Annotated in this window: 19 protein-coding genes and 2 pseudogenes; 19 read left to right on the forward strand and 2 right to left on the reverse strand. The window is 36.6% G+C overall.

Translation table 11 applies throughout. From position 1 onward, the window contains the following. Positions 1–2 precede the first annotated feature (2 nt). From HCB38_RS01305 to HCB38_RS01330, 6 genes and pseudogenes are all read left to right on the forward strand, one after another. Positions 3–419, forward strand: coding sequence for an Imm70 family immunity protein (locus HCB38_RS01305; RefSeq protein WP_185620083.1), 417 nt, complete (start codon positions 3–5; stop codon positions 417–419). A 160-nt stretch (positions 420–579) separates the two neighbouring features. Continuing rightward, positions 580–816 (forward strand): hypothetical protein, encoded by a 237-nt coding sequence (locus HCB38_RS01310; RefSeq protein ID WP_185637317.1) that lies wholly within the window; start codon positions 580–582, stop codon positions 814–816. Positions 817–957: 141 nt separating this feature from the next. Further along, positions 958–1,832, forward strand: a pseudogene (locus HCB38_RS01315) (hypothetical protein); the annotation flags it as partial. Positions 1,833–1,842: 10 nt separating this feature from the next. Then, positions 1,843–2,214, forward strand: a complete 372-nt coding sequence (locus HCB38_RS01320; protein ID WP_185620086.1) for a UCP019853 family protein — start codon at positions 1,843–1,845, stop codon at positions 2,212–2,214. Positions 2,215–2,445: 231 nt separating this feature from the next. Further along, complete coding sequence (locus HCB38_RS01325; protein WP_185620088.1) at positions 2,446–2,718, forward strand: hypothetical protein; 273 nt, start codon at positions 2,446–2,448, stop codon at positions 2,716–2,718. Between the two features lie 445 nt (positions 2,719–3,163). Continuing rightward, positions 3,164–3,523 (forward strand): DUF3139 domain-containing protein, encoded by a 360-nt coding sequence (locus HCB38_RS01330; protein ID WP_185620090.1) that lies wholly within the window; start codon positions 3,164–3,166, stop codon positions 3,521–3,523. 32 nt (positions 3,524–3,555) lie between these two features. On the opposite strand, the gene HCB38_RS01335 is transcribed toward HCB38_RS01330, so the two are convergent. Further along, the gene (locus HCB38_RS01335; RefSeq protein WP_185318988.1) at positions 3,556–4,533 is read right to left on the reverse strand and encodes an HD domain-containing protein; all 978 of its coding nucleotides are present in this window, start codon (positions 4,531–4,533) and stop codon (positions 3,556–3,558) included. Between the two features lie 63 nt (positions 4,534–4,596). Here HCB38_RS01335 and HCB38_RS15170 point away from each other — a divergent pair. From HCB38_RS15170 to HCB38_RS01390, 12 genes and pseudogenes are all read left to right on the forward strand, one after another. Beyond that, positions 4,597–4,695: pseudogene (locus tag HCB38_RS15170) on the forward strand (hypothetical protein); the annotation flags it as partial. 768 nt (positions 4,696–5,463) lie between these two features. After that, a complete protein-coding gene (locus tag HCB38_RS01340; protein WP_185317997.1) occupies positions 5,464–5,940 on the forward strand; it encodes a DUF7832 domain-containing protein in 477 nt (158 codons plus the stop codon). A gap of 275 nt (positions 5,941–6,215) precedes the next feature. After that, positions 6,216–6,779 carry an SMI1/KNR4 family protein gene (locus HCB38_RS01345; protein WP_185317998.1) on the forward strand — a complete coding sequence of 188 codons (564 nt, stop codon included), beginning with the start codon at positions 6,216–6,218 and terminating at the stop codon, positions 6,777–6,779. Between the two features lie 73 nt (positions 6,780–6,852). Beyond that, a complete protein-coding gene (locus HCB38_RS01350) occupies positions 6,853–7,197 on the forward strand; it encodes a hypothetical protein (RefSeq protein WP_185317999.1) in 345 nt (114 codons plus the stop codon). Positions 7,198–7,358: 161 nt separating this feature from the next. After that, on the forward strand, positions 7,359–7,919 hold the full coding sequence (locus HCB38_RS01355; RefSeq protein WP_185620094.1) for a TetR/AcrR family transcriptional regulator: 561 nt from the start codon (positions 7,359–7,361) through the stop codon (positions 7,917–7,919). 109 nt (positions 7,920–8,028) lie between these two features. Beyond that, the gene (locus HCB38_RS01360; RefSeq protein WP_003728986.1) at positions 8,029–9,729 is read left to right on the forward strand and encodes an oleate hydratase; all 1,701 of its coding nucleotides are present in this window, start codon (positions 8,029–8,031) and stop codon (positions 9,727–9,729) included. Positions 9,730–9,879: 150 nt separating this feature from the next. Further along, positions 9,880–10,983 (forward strand): dual-specificity RNA methyltransferase RlmN, encoded by a 1,104-nt coding sequence (gene rlmN / locus HCB38_RS01365; protein ID WP_003725208.1) that lies wholly within the window; start codon positions 9,880–9,882, stop codon positions 10,981–10,983. Between the two features lie 89 nt (positions 10,984–11,072). After that, the gene (locus HCB38_RS01370; protein WP_185608070.1) at positions 11,073–11,552 is read left to right on the forward strand and encodes a GyrI-like domain-containing protein; all 480 of its coding nucleotides are present in this window, start codon (positions 11,073–11,075) and stop codon (positions 11,550–11,552) included. Positions 11,553–11,709: 157 nt separating this feature from the next. After that, positions 11,710–12,075, forward strand: coding sequence for a heme oxygenase IsdG (isdG, locus tag HCB38_RS01375; RefSeq protein WP_185608071.1), 366 nt, complete (start codon positions 11,710–11,712; stop codon positions 12,073–12,075). A gap of 168 nt (positions 12,076–12,243) precedes the next feature. Further along, complete coding sequence (locus tag HCB38_RS01380; RefSeq protein WP_185608072.1) at positions 12,244–12,819, forward strand: nitroreductase family protein; 576 nt, start codon at positions 12,244–12,246, stop codon at positions 12,817–12,819. 64 nt (positions 12,820–12,883) lie between these two features. After that, a complete protein-coding gene (gene rpmF, locus HCB38_RS01385) occupies positions 12,884–13,054 on the forward strand; it encodes a 50S ribosomal protein L32 (protein WP_003718584.1) in 171 nt (56 codons plus the stop codon). Between the two features lie 91 nt (positions 13,055–13,145). Continuing rightward, positions 13,146–13,874, forward strand: coding sequence for an NUDIX domain-containing protein (locus tag HCB38_RS01390; protein ID WP_185637319.1), 729 nt, complete (start codon positions 13,146–13,148; stop codon positions 13,872–13,874). Between the two features lie 38 nt (positions 13,875–13,912). Here HCB38_RS01390 and HCB38_RS01395 read toward each other — a convergent pair whose 3' ends face one another. Continuing rightward, positions 13,913–14,806 (reverse strand): LysR family transcriptional regulator, encoded by an 894-nt coding sequence (locus tag HCB38_RS01395; protein WP_185637321.1) that lies wholly within the window; start codon positions 14,804–14,806, stop codon positions 13,913–13,915. A 197-nt stretch (positions 14,807–15,003) separates the two neighbouring features. Here HCB38_RS01395 and HCB38_RS01400 point away from each other — a divergent pair, with 197 nt between their 5' ends. Further along, on the forward strand, positions 15,004–16,998 hold the full coding sequence (locus tag HCB38_RS01400; RefSeq protein WP_185637323.1) for an NAD(P)/FAD-dependent oxidoreductase: 1,995 nt from the start codon (positions 15,004–15,006) through the stop codon (positions 16,996–16,998). The last annotated feature ends 71 nt before the right edge of the window (positions 16,999–17,069 follow it).

Here is a 17,069-nt window from a genome sequence, read left to right on the forward strand (position 1 = left end):
ATGTGGCTGTAGGTATTAAAGTAGATTTTTTATGGTTTTCTATTGGGAGTGGTGATTTCTTTCATTCATTCTTTTCAACTGTATGTGTAAACTTAGAAAATATGAATTGGGGAAGCAAATTCCCTGTTGTAATGAAAGATATGTACGCTGGTTATTTGTCAAAAGAAAAAGTTGAAATTGCTCTAAAGGAAATGAAAGAAATTAAATTAGGATTGGGTGAAATTTCTCCCGAAAAAATTATATGGGATGCCGAAGATTTGGACAAGACTCCACCTTGGGGGACACATATAAGTGAGGATATTACTAATTTAGCCCAATATTTTGTAACAACTGATGGAAAAAATCTAATAAGTGTATTAGAAGAAGCTATGGAAGAAGCTATAGAAGAAGGTGTAGATATAGAAATAAAAGATTTATAAATCAAAAAGACACTTTATCACGAGAATGGGAATCAAGTGTTAAAGCCTTGACTAATAAGCTGTAACCTTCTAACAAAGTTGCCAATAGCTAGATTCATTGTGAAATGTAATTGCAAAATTCCAGCGTGTTCTTAATACACAGCTTGAAGCTAGAGTAATTATGGAGTTAAGTAAATGGGTAGTAGAAAAAGAAACAAGTGAAAGCGAAGGGGTATTAACAATTATTTACCATACGGAAAGAGGCGATGGGGAAATCGAAGTATCAGATGTAAAAAATCAAAAGTTGATAAAACATCAATTAAATAGCGGAAATCAGTTTATAAAATTTAGTCAATGTGAAACTAATTATGTTTATACGGATAAATTCGAAGAAACTGTTTTTTGTGAAGAAATTTAGTTGAACGTAGATCATATAATCGAACTACAGTTTTCATACTGAGATAGTATATGACAAAAAATGTTAATTTATTCATTTAAATATCCTCTGTAGGGCTACTTCTTACTAAATAGAACAAAAGCCGTGCGCAACTGATGTTATAAGGAGAATATCTTAGAAAAATATTTAGCTTTTGAACAAAGTCATAGCCTTTTTTTTAGCGCATTAGATGAACTTATTTCAGCGACCGGACGCGCGGTGCAAGAGTTGTTACACCATGTCACTTTTGATGATAAAACAGGTACTTACTCCGTGCCGAAAAGTACGGCAAACAGTCTACAACTTATGAAAAAAGCACTCGATACGGCACGAAAAGAAAATGATAAAGACCCGTATCCGGATGGTTTGGAAGATTACACCGTGTTATCCTATACATATGTGAATAGTCAAGATGAAACCGTGATGATGTGGCTACTTGAAAAAGATGGAAAGCGGGTATCAACTATTTAAATAGTCAAAAAGTATCTGGATTTTCTGGAGCCACACTGCGGTCATCTGCTTATGTTGCTAGTATGAAAGATTGGGCAGATGATGCAGGGTTAACGGATATGGCATTAGGTTTAGGGTTTGGGATTGCAGCAGCTAGAAATAAGCCAATAATGCCTAAAAAAGCCAATGAGGCTAATTTTGGAAATACAGAAAAATTAAAATCTCATTTTTCCAACCATGGCGGAGAATTTGGTAAAGTTTTCTCTAGTGCTGATGAATACCTGGCAGGGGCTAATTATGTTATAAAGAACGGAATAAAAGTGCAGTATAATTATAAAGGTGAGGTTAGAACAGGCTATGTTAGGTTTATGAAAAACAGCAGTCTAACTAATTCTAAAGGTGTTCCGATAAAGAGTTATGCTAAATTTGAGTTTGTTGGGACTAATAATTTAGGTGAAATTACCACTTATCATGTTGAAAGTGGTAAAACGTTTTGGAAAATGATGAATAATGGGGAAAATATCCCTGTTATCAATCCAATTAAATAGGAGGGAACTTATGAATAATTTAATAGCAGTAAATAAAATTGATTCTCTTGTTGAAGAGAAGGTAGAACTTTTGATTAATAAGCAAAAAGTAGTTGCTTTTAATGTCTCGCCTCAAGAATTAGAGATAGGCGAAGAATATAAAGCAGAAATAGATATATTTACTAATGATTTTTTAGAAATTACAGAACAGAAAAATGAACAAATAAAAAGAATTGAGCACCTTAATAATTTTAGTTACATGCTTTTCGGGGAATTATTAGAGGATAACGTATTAGATGTAGGATTTTTCATTACAAGTGACTTATTGGAAGACTATAAACATTTAGTAGGGCATTATATTTCTTTTGAAGTAGACAGGTTGCAGATATACTGTGAATCATAAAATGTGGTGAATTCTTTAACCAATAGACTTAATTGTCAAAAGGGAATTTCTATAATTGCATAAATACTAGAAACTGTTAATATCAAAAATTTGAAAGGATATATTTAATTATACAGACAAAATAAATGAGCATATGGCTAATCTAGATAGAGCAGTTTCAGTTCGAACATTGAAAGAAGGCTATTGGGACCATTGTCCGCTATATCAAAATAATATTGGAAGAGAATTATTATGACAAAAAAAGAACAACTATACTTTTTATTAAATGGACTGGATAATGGAGAAATAGAGATTAGCACCTTTACAAATCAGTTTATGAAAATTTTTGATTTAGAAATAGATTATGATGAATTATCAAAGGAAGAATACACAATTTTAGGGAATGTGTCTGATATGGCAGCTAGATTCTCTGATAGTGAAGAAGATTTGAAATTACCTAATGTTTACTACAGTGAAAAGCAAATTAGAGAAGAAGTGACTCGTTCTTTAGAAGCTTTAGCTTGAATCATAATTAAAACAGGATAGCCTTGAAGAGTTGAGTTATACTTACTCTAATAACAAAGGTAAGACATTCACAATTGGCTAATTTTGGTGGATGGATTATTATGATAAAAGAGGCTGGGTAAAAGTTTACCGCCTGAAGGATAGTTCAGTTGCGAATGCCGCAGCTAGCTAGGCTGATAAAAATTACTATTCAACAAACGGCACATCCAAACAAAATATTTTCCCTAAATACGGTATGACTGGAAGCCGATATAGTAAGAACCCGACTTACTGTTCTAAGATTGTACTTCAAACCTATTATTTCGGAACAGGAAATAAGCCTGTTGTGCAAGTATTTCCGTCCTTAGTTACCGTGTATGATTTACCAAATTATTTTTCAAAAGCATATAAGCCTCAACAAGTGAAATACTTTAAATAAATCTCATGTCTTAGGAAGTGTAACTAAATGAAAAAGTATAAAAAATGGTGGATAACGATAGGTATAATATTCATTCTTAGTGTTATTGGATACGTTTATTGGTTTGCAATTCCCAAATATACGGCGAATAAAGCAGTGGATAACTATCTAGCAGAACAAAAAATCAAATCCAATCAAATTGAAACTAGGATGATTAAGAAAGATTGGAAAATGGGTGGTTATCTTACAAAGATAGTTTTTAAAGATGATTCAAAACTAAAGTATGAATATAGTTATGATGAAAGGATAGACTTACCTTACCATATTTATGTCAGTGCTTTTAAAGATGGCTCAAGTCAAGAGGATAATCAAATGAAACACCCACCACTACAAGAGCAAAATGATTGAAACAAAAACTAAAGCATTTCAAGTAAGCACTACTACTGCTTACTTTTTTGTATCACTTTGATGTAGGCTCCACGTTCACTCTTTATCTTCGCTTCTCGATTCATTTCACGTACGTTTTCCGAAAGCTCATCCGCCGGAATAAGCCGCCCATCCACCAAAACAGACGGATTTATCAAACGTATTTTCTTCTTATGATGATAAGTAAAGTCCGCCTCATTTTCTTCTAAATGGGGACTCGCGAGCAATTGAATTTTCTCCCGAGCAACTGAATTCGCATTCAATTTAGCCAATAATTCAGCATCAGTCAACCGAAGATCCGCGGTCGTAATCGCCTCCTGTTGAAAGGCAATGCGCATTGCTTCAGCCAAAATCTCATAACTATAAACATTTAGTGGATCATAAAAATAATCAATTACTTCTGAATAATATTGCGCAACAAACCATTCTGCAAGAGCGATATTTGCCAAATAAAGTCGCCCATCAATCATTACTAAAGCCTGCAAAAATTCTTCCACCTCAACCAAACGAATTTTCCCATGGTGATACAAATCTTGCAGCGTGTAATCAATCCGGTCAGCACAAAGCTCCGGGGCTTCTTGCTCCAAAATCTTCCATTTCGCAATATCATCAAAAATCCCTTCATAAGAATAACCATACTTCTCTAAAATGGCGGGAATCGTCGAAGTTTTTACAAAATCCTCAAAAATCTGCTCATGATAATCTTCCTCTTCAAAATCAAGCGCATAATCCACCACATGCGAAAAAGCAGTGTGCGATACATCGTGCAATAATCCAGCAATTTGTTCCTCTAACGAACCACCGAATTTCCTAATAAATAGCATCACACCAATCGAATGATCAAGTCGGCTAAGGTCCCAAAGCGGATTTACTAAATAACTCGAGCCACCTTGATGTACGTGTGCTAGCCGGGAAACCAATGGACTCTGGATTAATTCGGCCAAAACAGGTTCTATTTCAAATATTCCGTAGAGCGGGTCTGTCATTTTCATCATATTCACCTCTTTTTAATTATATATTAGCGAACAAATGTTTTCCATGTTTTCCCTAGCAATTCCAATTTTGCTGAGAAAACTTATAAAAAAATTACTCAAATGACCGAAGATGCGATTGATAAAATGAAAACCAGCTCAGGTAGTGTAAGCCTAGTTATTTTTAAACGGTGTAGATAAAGGTTTTATAATCATTGAAAATCCTGAAAATGAAAAAGATTTAGTGCAAATGTTAACTAATAATCAAGTGAATTTATATGTGAATCGAGAACGTAACCGTCTCAATTCCTTAAATATTTCTTTTCCGGATGAATGGGAATCTCATTATCACAATCACGTTAGTTTTTTGGAGGAAGATAGCGAAAGTAATTATACAAATGGTTATTTTTATTTTGTGGGAGTATATCAAAGAGGTGAAGAAAGCTTAGTGATTTTTAAGTATAATCATTGATTTTCCTCCATAATTAATTTGTTTGATCAATTATAAATTCACCAATTAAATAATAAAGACTTGTTAAACTTCATTGAACTTCTCTAAAACGGACTGAAAAAATACTTAAAAACAAAAATTTTAAATATTTATGGTTAGAATGTCTAATCAGCAATGAGAGGACTCTATTTATTATATTGTGCTATCTGGGTATCTTTTAACGCTCACGATTCTATCTTGTATGAAAAATGAATATTAGTTGGAAAAGAAGTATATGATTGAATAAGGCTCATCGACATTGAGGTGGATTTGTACTTTTGGGTTTATGGCCAGTCCATACTCTCGTAAAAGCCAGGAAGTAAAAATTGAAAACTATTTTGTTTTGTCCTGTAATTTTGATATACTAAGTTTGTAAAATGCAGGCTATACTTGCTATTTTACTTCAGTCTAGTGGAGAGAATTTAGGTAATTTAAGTATAAAATAAAGGAGAGAATTATCTATGAAATATGATGATGCTTCATGGCATTACGAGGGTAACTATCCCAAAGATTTGCCACCTGAAAATGCAGCAACTGCTATAGGTATGTTTTTAGCATGGTGCATATATAATAACCTTATATCCGATGATTTAAAAGAAGATACTGAAGATGATATTGAAAAAGTACTACAGGGAAAAATGACTGGAGCCCAATTTTTGATTATGGATTGTGATGAAAAATTTATAGACGATGATTTATCAGAATTAGGTCAGCATTTTGCCAATGATTACTATGAGGAAGATTCAAATTTTGCCAAAAAAGTAGCTAATTATCATGTTGACTACTGTAATGTGTTTAACGAGAAAGCTGAAAAAAACGGTTTTAAATATGAATCCATATATCATATTGAAGATACAAAAGAGAATTATGATTTAATTTCAGTAATTATAAGTGAGCGGTTTACCCATTGGAAAGAAAATTATATGCCTAAGCAATAAACATAATATTATAATGCTCTGATTTTTTATAATATAGTTCCAATGAATAAGGGTAACACAAAAGGAAACAAGTAAGACAATCTTTAAAGAGATAAACCTTGCTTGTTTTTTGTTTGAGGTTATCTGCTAGCTTTGAAAATAAATAAAACTAGGTGAGAGGCTATTTATAGACTGTCAATAGGATGCAGAATTTTTCGCAAACTATTAAGCCATTGGTTTTAATTCTACAGTTCTAGTGGTATCATAATTTAAAAAATAAATTATAGAGGTAAATTATGTTTGAAAATCAAATTAACAAGATAGCTAAATTACTGGAATCAAATGGGTATATCTTATTGGATGGGATGTCAAACGAACAAATAAATATAATACAAGATTTGTATAAAATAACTTTTCCTCCAGAATTAAGAGAGCTATTAATGACTTTTAATCCATATCAGTTATACAATTGGGCTGATTTATCTGAGAAAAACATCGCAAAAATGAAGAACATTTTAGCTTGGCCGAGGGAGGGTATAATATTTGATGTAAAAGAAAATTCGTTTTGGATGGATGCTTGGGGAAAAAAACCAGAAAGCATAGCATTAGCTATTGATATCGTTGAATATAATTTGGAGCAAGCTTCCCCTCTTATCCCAATTTACTCACATAGATATATACCTAGTGTCCCTTGTGAGGTAGGAAATCCTATTTTTTCAGTGTATCAGACAGATATAATAGTCTGTGGGACTGATTTATGGGATTATTTTAGAATTGAATTTGGAAATAAAAACTATGAAGATTTAAAGGTTCATAAAATCAAAACTAATGTTCCTTTTTGGAGTGGATGGATTAACTGAAATTAAGAAGCTTTCCTATGTTTGCATAAAAGCCAAAAACTGTTAATATCAAAAATTTGAGAGGAAAATAATTATGCAAAAAGATACCTACAGTGACATTCGATTGAGTGTAATTGAATTGATAGATTCAAAAAAAGAGCATTTGAAGAAGAATAATATAAAATTAACAATTATAAAGAATGAAAAAGACGGTTATGTTGTAGAACTGGATAATGACAAATGTATGGCAGAAATTGTAGTTGAAGAACCAGCTTGTGCCCCTTATCGCTATGTTTCATTTGAAGTAGTTTCTGTGGTTGATGGAAAAGTTAAAACTATCTATTCTTGGTATGATGATGAAACAAGTCAATGGAACGATATGGAGAAAGAATTAAATAAAGGAATTCAGTTTCTAAATAATTTTAAAGCGATGGAGTAATAAAACAATCTTATTACTATATGAAAATATAATCACAAATAGTAAAAATTAATCTATAACTCTAAAAATATTAGCGAACCAATCTTTCCCATGTTTTCCCTAGCAATTCCAATCTCACTTGAGATACAATTAACCCAAACAAACGAAACGAGGCGAAAGCTGTGGCGGAATCACTCATTACTAAAAAAGCGATTGCTGGTGGGCTGATGGAGCTTTGTCAGCATAAGCGGTTTGAAAAGATTAGTATTGCGGATATTACGAATATTTGCGGGCTTAATCGGCAAACTTTTTACTATCATTTTACAGATAAATACGATTTGCTTACTTGGACGTATGAAAATGACTTTTTCCATTGTTTGGCGGATGGGATTACGCTTGAAAATTGGGATAAGCATGTGCTGAAAATGCTGGAATCGATTAAAGAAAATGCTGATTTCTATAAAAATACGGTTTCAGCGGATGCGAGTATTCTTTCTTTTTGCTTTTCTAAATTAACGAATTCGCTGTTTATGGATTTATTTGAGAAAATTGATACGAATGTGGCCGTGAACGAGGCGGATCGGGTATTTTATGCGGAATTCTTTTCTTACGGATGCTCGGGAGTACTGATTAAATGGATTACGCGCGGTTTCAAAGAGGCTCCGGAAACGATTGCGAACCAGCTATTTCGACTTGCGAAGGACACGGAATTTTTGGCAAGCAGCATGTACCGCAAAAACTAGACAATATATCTAATTTGTCTAAAAATCAGACATAAGCGTTCTTTTGCCCAGATTAAAAGCGAACGAGGCGAGGTATACTATCTGTATCAAGAAATTGGAGGAGATAGTGATGAAAAATAAAAAACGTACGCTAGTCGCTCTAACTGGGGCTGCAATTGGAACAGGGATTGCCGCAAAGAAAATTTCTGAACAAAAGGCTGCTGAAAAAGAACGGGCAGTGGATGAAGCAATTAAAGCGCGCTATTATGGTGACAAACAAGTGTATTTCGTCGGTGGCGGGATTGCTAGTTTGGCGGGAGCTGTTTATTTAATTCGCGATGCCAATTTTGATGGGAAAAATATTCATATTATTGAAGGTATGCATATTTTAGGCGGAAGTAATGATGGCGCCGGAAGCGTGGAACATGGCTTTGTTTGTCGCGGTGGTCGGATGTTAAATGAAGAAACTTATGAAAATTTCTGGGATCTATTTAGTAGTATTCCGTCACTTGATATGCCGAACTTTAGTGTGACAGAAGAAATTTTGAACTTTGACCACCTACATCCAACCCATGCGCAAGCGAGATTAGTTGATAAAGACCGCAATATTCTTGATGCGCATTCGATGGGATTTAATAATAATGACCGGATGTTGATGACGAAACTGCTCGCTACTCCGGAAGAAAAACTGGATAATTTAACGATACGTGATTGGTTTGACGAACACTTTTTCGAAACGAATTTTTGGTATATGTGGCAAACCACTTTTGCTTTCCAAAAATGGAGCAGCTTGTTTGAATTTAGACGTTATATGAATCGGATGATGTTAGAATTTAGCCGGATTGATACGCTAGAAGGTGTAACAAGAACTCCTCTAAACCAATACGAAAGCTTGATTTTACCTTTAAAAACATTTTTAGATAAACATCATGTTGATTTTACGATTAATCAAACGGTGGAAGATATCGATTTTAAAGATGCGCCTGGGATTACCGCGACAGCACTTCATTTATCGGATGGATCAACTATCGAACTTGGCCCGGACGATGATGTGATTATGACGAATGCTTGTATGACAGATAGCGCGACTCTTGGTGATATGAATACGCCAGCACCAAAACCTGAAGAAAAACCAATTTCTGGTGAGCTTTGGTATAAAGTCGCGCAAAAGAAACCAAACTTAGGCAATCCAGAGCCTTTCTTCGGTCATGAAGAAGAAACAAATTGGCAAAGTTTCACCGTCACTTGTCATGGTGATAAATTATTAAAACGTATCGAACGCTTCACGGGAAACATTCCAGGAAGTGGTGCGCTTATGACTTTCAAAGATTCTAATTGGTTAATGAGTACTGTTGTTGCCGCACAACCACATTTTAAAGCGCAAGATGCAAACACTACGATTTTCTGGGGTTATGGATTATATCCAGACCGTGTGGGTGATTTCGTGAAAAAACCGATGAAAGAATGTACTGGGGAAGAAATTTTATATGAATTAATGTGTCATTTGAACTGGCAAGATGATTTTGAAGAAATTAAAGCGGATATAATCAATGTAATTCCATGCTATATGCCATATATTGATGCGCAATTTGAGCCACGGGCAATGAGTGATCGTCCAGCCGTTGTTCCAGAAGGTAGTACAAACTTCGCGATGATTAGTCAATTTGTGGAAATTCCAAAAGATATGGTTTTCACCGAAGAATATTCCGTTCGCGCCGCTAGAATCGCCGTGTACACATTGCTTGATATTGACAAAAAAATCTGCCCGGTAACACCACACAATCGTGATCCAAAAGTGCTAGCGAAAGCAACCCAAACCATGTTTAGATAAAATTTAAAAGTAGCTATTTGTTACAGAATAGCTACTTTTTTTGTGCGAGACAGGACAAACGACTGATATTTACGAAATAGCATTGCTTGTGAACCATAAAACAGCTATAATCTTTATAGACGAAAACAAGACCTGAAAAGAGGCTGAACAATGGAAAAGAGCTCCATTTATGGATTAACATGGACAAAATTAACAGAATGGCTAGAAGCACACGGTCAAAAGAAATTCCGCGCGACACAAGTGTGGGACTGGCTTTATAGAAAACGTGTCAAAACTTTTGAAGAAATGAGCAACGTTCCAAAAGAAACAATTGAACTTTTAACAGCGAATTTTGTGATGAACACTTTAGAAGAACAAGTGGTACAAGAATCTACAGACGGCACGACGAAGTATTTATTTAAGCTGAGTGACGGGAACTTAATTGAAACCGTGATGATGAAGCAAGAATATGGCTTGTCGGTTTGTGTAACGACCCAAGTTGGCTGTAATATCGGCTGTACTTTTTGTGCGAGTGGGCTTTTGAAAAAAAGTCGCGACTTAACTGCTGGCGAAATTGTGGAACAAATTATGAATGTACAGCATTATTTGGATGGACGTAATTTGGAAGAACGCGTGAGTCACGTGGTTGTAATGGGAATCGGGGAACCGTTTGATAATTACGATAATGTGATGGATTTCTTGCGTGTGATTAATCATGATAAAGGTCTAGCAATCGGCGCGCGCCATATCACTGTTTCGACAAGTGGTCTTGCACCGCGCATTATTGATTTTGCAAATGAGGATTTCCAAGTTAACTTAGCGATTTCCCTTCATGCGCCGAATAATGAGCTGCGGACGAGCATTATGCGTATTAACAAAACCTATTCGATTGAGAAATTGATGGAAGCAATCCATTATTACGTTAACAAAACTAACCGCCGAATCACGTTTGAATACATTATGCTAAAAGGTGTAAATGATCACAAAAAAGAAGCGCTCGAACTTGCGGCACTTCTCGGCGAACATCGTCATTTAGCTTATGTTAACTTGATTCCTTACAACCCGGTGGACGAGCATATCGATTATGAACGTAGCACAAAAGAAGACGTACTCGCTTTCTATGATACATTGAAGAAAAATGGTATTAATTGTGTTATTCGCCGCGAACACGGGACGGATATTGATGCCGCGTGTGGGCAACTTCGTAGTAAACAAATCAAACGAGTTGGCGTGCGCGAACGCATGAAACAAAAACAAGCAGCAGCGGAAGAATAATAATTCAAACTATCTGGTTTCCATTTGGAGATTGGATAGTTTTTGTTTATACTTAGGGTACCTAAAGCAATTGAAGGAGGACAAAAATCATGGAAGTAGAAATTGTCGAACGAAATGCTTTTACAGCTGTGGGGAAAAAACGAACTTTTTCGGTTGAAAATGATGTGCAAAAAGAAAAAATCAGCCAATTTTGGCAAGAAGCAAACGCAAATGGCGATGCAGAACGAATTAACGAATTAGCTGAATTTGCAACGATTGATGGTATTTTAGGCGTTTGCAAAATGAACGGCGACAAAATGGACTATTATATCGCGATTGAATCCGAACTCACTCCGCCAGAAGACATGGAAAAACTAACCATCCCAGCAAGTAAATGGGCCATCTTCAAATCAGTCGGCCCACTACCAAACGCAATTCAAAAAGTGTGGGAATACATTTATGGCGAATGGTTCCAAACAAGCAACTACACCCACGGGAACGCTCCAGAACTAGAAGTTTACACAGAAGGCGACACAACTGCCGCTGGTTATTATTCGGAAGTTTGGATTCCGGTGGTTGAAAAAGAATAGCAAACTAAAGAACAAATTTCATTAATTGTGAAATTTGTTCTTTTTAAATCCGACTCCAAACCTATTCCCTAACATTGACATTGAGAATCATTATCAATATAATGGAAGGAACTAGCCTATTATACATACAATACAATTATCCAAGGGGGATTTAAGAATGATTATTGTAACTAATACAATTAAGGTAGAAAAAGGCGCAGCAGAGCACGTTATCCGTCAGTTCACAGGCGCAAATGGCGACGGACACCCAACAAAAGATATCGCAGAAGTAGAAGGTTTCCTAGGCTTCGAACTATGGCACAGCAAACCAGAAGACAAAGACTATGAAGAAGTAGTCGTAACAAGCAAATGGGAAAGCGAAGAAGCCCAACGTAATTGGGTGAAAAGCGATTCCTTCAAAAAAGCACACGGCAGAACAAAAGACACTAGAGAACAAAGAGAAGACCGCAAAGGCATCATAGGAAATGCAATCGCTCGTTTTGAAGTGGTTCATGTGCAAAATCCTGTGATTGCTGAAAAATAAGAAGTGAGTGAACAAGCCGTTTCGAGGTAGATGGCTTGTTTTTTGTCTTCAGATGAGAAAATAAATACAGTAGTTTTCTCTCCAAAAGCCCCTTTACTAGCAACCCACAATCCAATCATGCTATAATTCTCTAAATGATAACGTTTATCATTTAAGGGGGAATTAAACATGATTGAAAAAACAATTATGGAACGTCGCAGCATTAAAAAAGCGAACGACGCGCCAATTTCAAGAGAAACGGTAAACACCATTTTAGAGCAAGCTGCCTATGCGCCTTTTCACAGCAAAGTAGAGCCGTGGAATGTATATGTATTGCACACACTTGCTGAAAAAGAGCGTTACATCGAGAAAATCATTGAGTTTAATGAGCGCGAACAAGGGGTTAGTTTTTCTGAAGCAGAGATTGCGGATTTAAAAGCAGGCTATGCGAAGAAAATTATTACGCCGCCTTACTTACTCATTGTGACGACGAACATTATCGGTCATGGGAAAAAGGATTTCGAATCAATCGGAGCAACTAGTGCGTTTATCCAAAACATTCAATTACTTGGCTGGGAAGCGGGAATTGGGATGATTTGGCGGTCGAATAGATTTATTTTTGATGCGAAGTTTGCGGAAGATTTAGGTATCCCTTCTGAGCAAAAAATTGTCGGAACTTTGCACTTAACTAGGTTAGCCGAAGTTCCTGAAGCAAAACCGCGCCGTCCTTTGAATGAATGGGTGAAGGATTTAGCGGATTTGTAAGATTGATGTTTCGTGTGATTAGCGTTACAATGGTACAAGTGTAAGAAATAAGGAGGCGAGCAAGATGGCAGTTCCAGCTAGACGTACGTCCAAAGCGAAGAAAAACAAGCGCCGTACGCATAAAGGCTTAACAGCACCAGGTTTGAGTCGCGATAGTGAAACAGGCGAATACCGTATGTCACACCGCATCTCACCAGACGGCACTTATAAAGGTCGCACAATTATCGAAAAATAAGAGGATTTGTTCCAGTGATTGGAACAAATTCTTTTTTTTGTGATACTATAATGGAAAGAGCTAAATACACAAAAAGGAGTCTGATTTTGACATGACAGAAGAATTTGTAAACAAAGAAGATGCGCTGAAAAATTATAATGCAAAAGAGTTTCGTACACCAGATGGCTATACGAGCGATATGATTTTAACTACAGTAAAAGAGTTGAACGGGAAACCAACATTACATATTTTATTAATTAAACGAAGCCTTATAAACGCGGAAGGAAAACCAAATATGGAAGGCGGAAAATGGGCAGTTCCCGGCGGTTTTGTCGATGAAAATGAGTCAGCTGAACAAGCTGCCGAGCGTGAACTAGAAGAAGAAACAAGTTTGACTGATATTCCGTTGATTCCGTTTGGGGTATTTGATAAACCGGGACGTGATCCGCGTGGTTGGATTATTTCACGGGCGTTTTATGCGATTGTGCCACCGGAAGCTTTGGAAAAAAGGGCGGCTGGCGATGATGCAGCAGAAATCGGACTTTTTCCAATGACAGAAGCGCTCGAATTGCCACTTGCTTTTGACCATTTAGACATGCTGAAAAAAGCGTTTAGTGCAATTACAGAAGAATTTTTACTGACAACGGCGATTCGCGATTTCTTGCCGGAAACTTTCTCAGCAGAGCTACTTTACCAAACGTTGGATGGTTGCACGAAGCCAGGCATTTTGCCAGATGAAGTAGAATTTATGGAGAATATCGAGTATTTACCGTATTTAGAAAAAGTGGGCGAGTTATACCGATTTAATGCGGATGCTGAAGCGGGAAGTATTTATTTTTAAATAGAAAAGGAGCCACCGATTTGGTTGGCTCCTTTTTTCTATAGAAAATGCTGTTCGCCATAACGTAATGCGAAATCTTTAAAAGCTTTGGATGCGGGGGAGATATAGTGGTTTTTCAAGCTTGCTAAGTAAATGAAACGCTCATGTTTTGGCTCATTGATGGAGAGAACTTTGACGTTATAATGCGCAAGAGAGGAGATTTTTGGCATAATCGAAATTCCGTAATCAACACTCACAAGCCCAACCATCGCGGTATCTTCCTCTACATAACAGCCGATTTTAGGTTGAATATTTATTTCAGCAAAAAGAGAATCGATGAGAGGCCTTAGCCCGCTTGTGTCAGAAAAGAAGATGTACGAATAATCTGCGGTATCTTTTAAATCGATGGAATCATACTTAGCGAGCGGATGGTTTTCAGCAACCACAATCACCAGTTCTTGTTTTGTTAATGGCAAAAATTCAATATCGGGTTCATTTTCGACGTAGGAACAGATTGCTAGGTCAAATTTTTCATTTTTTAAATCAGGAATAATTGATTTTGTCGCACCTTGAAAAAAGGAAAATGTGATGTCTTTATGATTTTCAGCTTTGGTGAAATTTTGGACAAGTTCTGGAACTGTGTGTGCGCCCATTGTATAAATAAAGCCTAAATCAATATTTCCGTGCGATGGGCTCGTTAATTCGTGTAAAAGTTTTTCGCCTTTTTCTAGTTCGGCGAGAGATTTTTCCACATAAGTTAAATAAAAGCGACCGTATTTAGTTAAACGAATATTGCGGCCTTGTTTTTCAAATAAATAGACGCCAAGTTCTCGCTCAAGTTCTGCGATAGAATGGCTTAAGCTAGGCTGTGTAATGGATAATTCGGCAGCAGCAATAGTGTAATGCTCTTTTTCAGCTAGTTTTTTAAAATAGTATAATTGACGCAAATTCATGAAACTACCTCCTTTAAATGCCTTGATAACTCTATTGTAAGCGATTGTATAGAAAAAATCTATGGATAAATCGAAAAATATACATTAGATTAATAATTACTCCTGACTTATAATGAAAGAGAAATAAGATTGTGCATTATTGAACGTGAATAATGTAACAAATCATTTGCTGAGATTATAGTCGCAGGAGGCTTATTATGACAGATTATCCGAGTATTTTTGAACCATTAACTGTAAAACGAATGACCATTAAAAACCGTGTGATAATGCCACCAATGGGGACAAACCTTGCTGGATTAAATGGCGAATTTTTAGAAGAACATATGAATTACTACGAACAACGTGCAAAAGGTGGAACGGGTCTAATTACTATTGAAAACGCTTGTGTAGATTTTCCTTATGGTACAAACGGAACGACGCAACTTAGAATTGATAATGACCAATACATTCCTGGGTTTTACAAATTAACTGAACGTCTTCATAAACACGGAACTTGTGTATCCATCCAAATTAACCACGCTGGGGCATCAGCTTATCCAGCTCGTTTGAATGGACTTCAACCAGTTTCCGCGTCTGATATTCCATCTAAAAAAGGGGGCACTGTTCCTCGTCCGCTTACAGTAGAAGAAATTTATGAAATCGTCAATAAATACGGAGATGCCGCAAGACGCGCCCAACAAGCTGGCTTTGATGCAGTTGAAATCCACGGCGGACACTCGTACTTACTATGCCAATTCTTATCGCCACTTTATAACAAACGTACGGATGAATTTGGTGGCTCGCCTGAAAATCGTGCGCGTATCGTTAAACTGATTTTAGAAAAAGTTCGCGCGGAAGTTGGTCCATTTTTCCCAATCGTACTTCGTTTTAGTGCAGATGAATTTACAGAAGGCGGTAACCATTTAGAAGATATTTTGGAACTGCTAGATTATTGTCAAGAAGAAGCGGATATTTTGAATGTATCAGCGGCAATAAATGACAACCTATACTTGCAAATTGACCAAATGAACTTGGAAGATGGCTGGAGAAGCTACCTTGCAAAAGCGGTGAAAGATAAATTTAACAAACCAACGATTACTTCCGGTAACATTCGCAGTCCAAAAGCGGCAGAGAAAATTTTGTCAGAAGGATATGCGGACTTGCTTGCGATGGGACGTGGCTTAATTGCTGAGCCTAACTGGGTGAATAAAGTAGCAACTGGTCAAGAAGATATGCTTCGAAAATGTATTTCTTGTAATATCGGGTGTGCGGATCACCGAATTTCGAAGTCGAAGCCAATCCGTTGTACGGTAAATCCAGATATTATTCATGAAGATAAATACAAAGAAACAAAAGTAACTCGTCCGACCAATGTTGTTGTAATTGGCGGCGGAACAGCAGGGCTTGAAGCAGCTTGTACGGCGGCCGAAGTTGGCTGTAACACAACGCTAATTGAAGCGAATGAACAAACTGGTGGCTTGGCGCGTGCCATTGCTAACCTTCCAGATAAAAGTAGAATTGCCGATTTCCCTAATTATTTAGCGAACCGAGCAGAAAAATTAACCAATTTAAAAGTTATTACAGGCACTAAAGCTGATACTGCGCTTATTGATACATTTAATCCTGATGTGGTAGTCAATGCCACAGGATCCAAACCATTACTTCCACCAATTAAAGGTTTGCATGACGTGATTGACAAAGAAGGCAGTAAGGTTCATTCGATTTTCGGACTTATTTCGAATATCGATGACTTTACCGAATTTAGTAACAAAAAAGTGGCAGTTATCGGCGGTGGTGCAGTTGGACTTGATGTGGTCGAGTACTTCTCAGAACGTGGCTCGGATGTTACAATTGTAGAAATGATGCCAATCCTTGGAAAAGACTTAGATATGATTACCAGGCTTTCCATGATGAACATTATCGAGAAAAACAATGTTGATGTCCAAACAGAAACGGCATTAACCGAAGTAGCAGCGGATCATTTCAAAGTGAAGCATGACGGAGTAGACGCCGAGATTCCATTTGATTATGGCTTTGTCTGCCTAGGAATGCGACCAGAACGCCCACTTATGGAAGAGCTTGCGGCATACGGCAAAGAAAAACAAATTGAAATCGTAAATATTGGCGACAGCGCTGCAACAAGAAAAATCTTGGAAGGCGTTCGCGAAGGAAGAAATATTTTAACTACATTAGAAAAAATTGGCTCTTTGTAATCCGAACTGGCAAGGCGGAGTCCGTCTTGCCACATTCGCTCTTTATATAAGTTCACATTTTCACAAATAAA

It is taken from the genome of Listeria farberi, assembly GCF_014229295.1.
Lineage (GTDB): Bacteria > Bacillota > Bacilli > Lactobacillales > Listeriaceae > Listeria > Listeria farberi.

Bases quoted from the DNA above. Each gene is read 5' to 3' on its own strand.
- HCB38_RS01310 (WP_185637317.1), top strand. From the start codon at position 580: ATGGAGTTAAGTAAATGGGTAGTAGAAAAAGAAACAAGTGAAAGCGAA.
- HCB38_RS01320 (WP_185620086.1), top strand. From the start codon at position 1,843: ATGAATAATTTAATAGCAGTAAATAAAATTGATTCTCTTGTTGAAGAG.
- HCB38_RS01325 (WP_185620088.1), top strand. From the start codon at position 2,446: ATGACAAAAAAAGAACAACTATACTTTTTATTAAATGGACTGGATAAT.
- HCB38_RS01330 (WP_185620090.1), top strand. From the start codon at position 3,164: ATGAAAAAGTATAAAAAATGGTGGATAACGATAGGTATAATATTCATT.
- HCB38_RS01335 (WP_185318988.1), bottom strand. From the start codon at position 4,533: ATGAAAATGACAGACCCGCTCTACGGAATATTTGAAATAGAACCTGTT.
- HCB38_RS01340 (WP_185317997.1), top strand. From the start codon at position 5,464: ATGAAATATGATGATGCTTCATGGCATTACGAGGGTAACTATCCCAAA.
- HCB38_RS01345 (WP_185317998.1), top strand. From the start codon at position 6,216: ATGTTTGAAAATCAAATTAACAAGATAGCTAAATTACTGGAATCAAAT.
- HCB38_RS01350 (WP_185317999.1), top strand. From the start codon at position 6,853: ATGCAAAAAGATACCTACAGTGACATTCGATTGAGTGTAATTGAATTG.
- HCB38_RS01360 (WP_003728986.1), top strand. From the start codon at position 8,029: ATGAAAAATAAAAAACGTACGCTAGTCGCTCTAACTGGGGCTGCAATT.
- rlmN (WP_003725208.1), top strand. From the start codon at position 9,880: ATGGAAAAGAGCTCCATTTATGGATTAACATGGACAAAATTAACAGAA.
- HCB38_RS01370 (WP_185608070.1), top strand. From the start codon at position 11,073: ATGGAAGTAGAAATTGTCGAACGAAATGCTTTTACAGCTGTGGGGAAA.
- isdG (WP_185608071.1), top strand. From the start codon at position 11,710: ATGATTATTGTAACTAATACAATTAAGGTAGAAAAAGGCGCAGCAGAG.
- HCB38_RS01380 (WP_185608072.1), top strand. From the start codon at position 12,244: ATGATTGAAAAAACAATTATGGAACGTCGCAGCATTAAAAAAGCGAAC.
- rpmF (WP_003718584.1), top strand. From the start codon at position 12,884: ATGGCAGTTCCAGCTAGACGTACGTCCAAAGCGAAGAAAAACAAGCGC.
- HCB38_RS01390 (WP_185637319.1), top strand. From the start codon at position 13,146: ATGACAGAAGAATTTGTAAACAAAGAAGATGCGCTGAAAAATTATAAT.
- HCB38_RS01395 (WP_185637321.1), bottom strand. From the start codon at position 14,806: ATGAATTTGCGTCAATTATACTATTTTAAAAAACTAGCTGAAAAAGAG.
- HCB38_RS01400 (WP_185637323.1), top strand. From the start codon at position 15,004: ATGACAGATTATCCGAGTATTTTTGAACCATTAACTGTAAAACGAATG.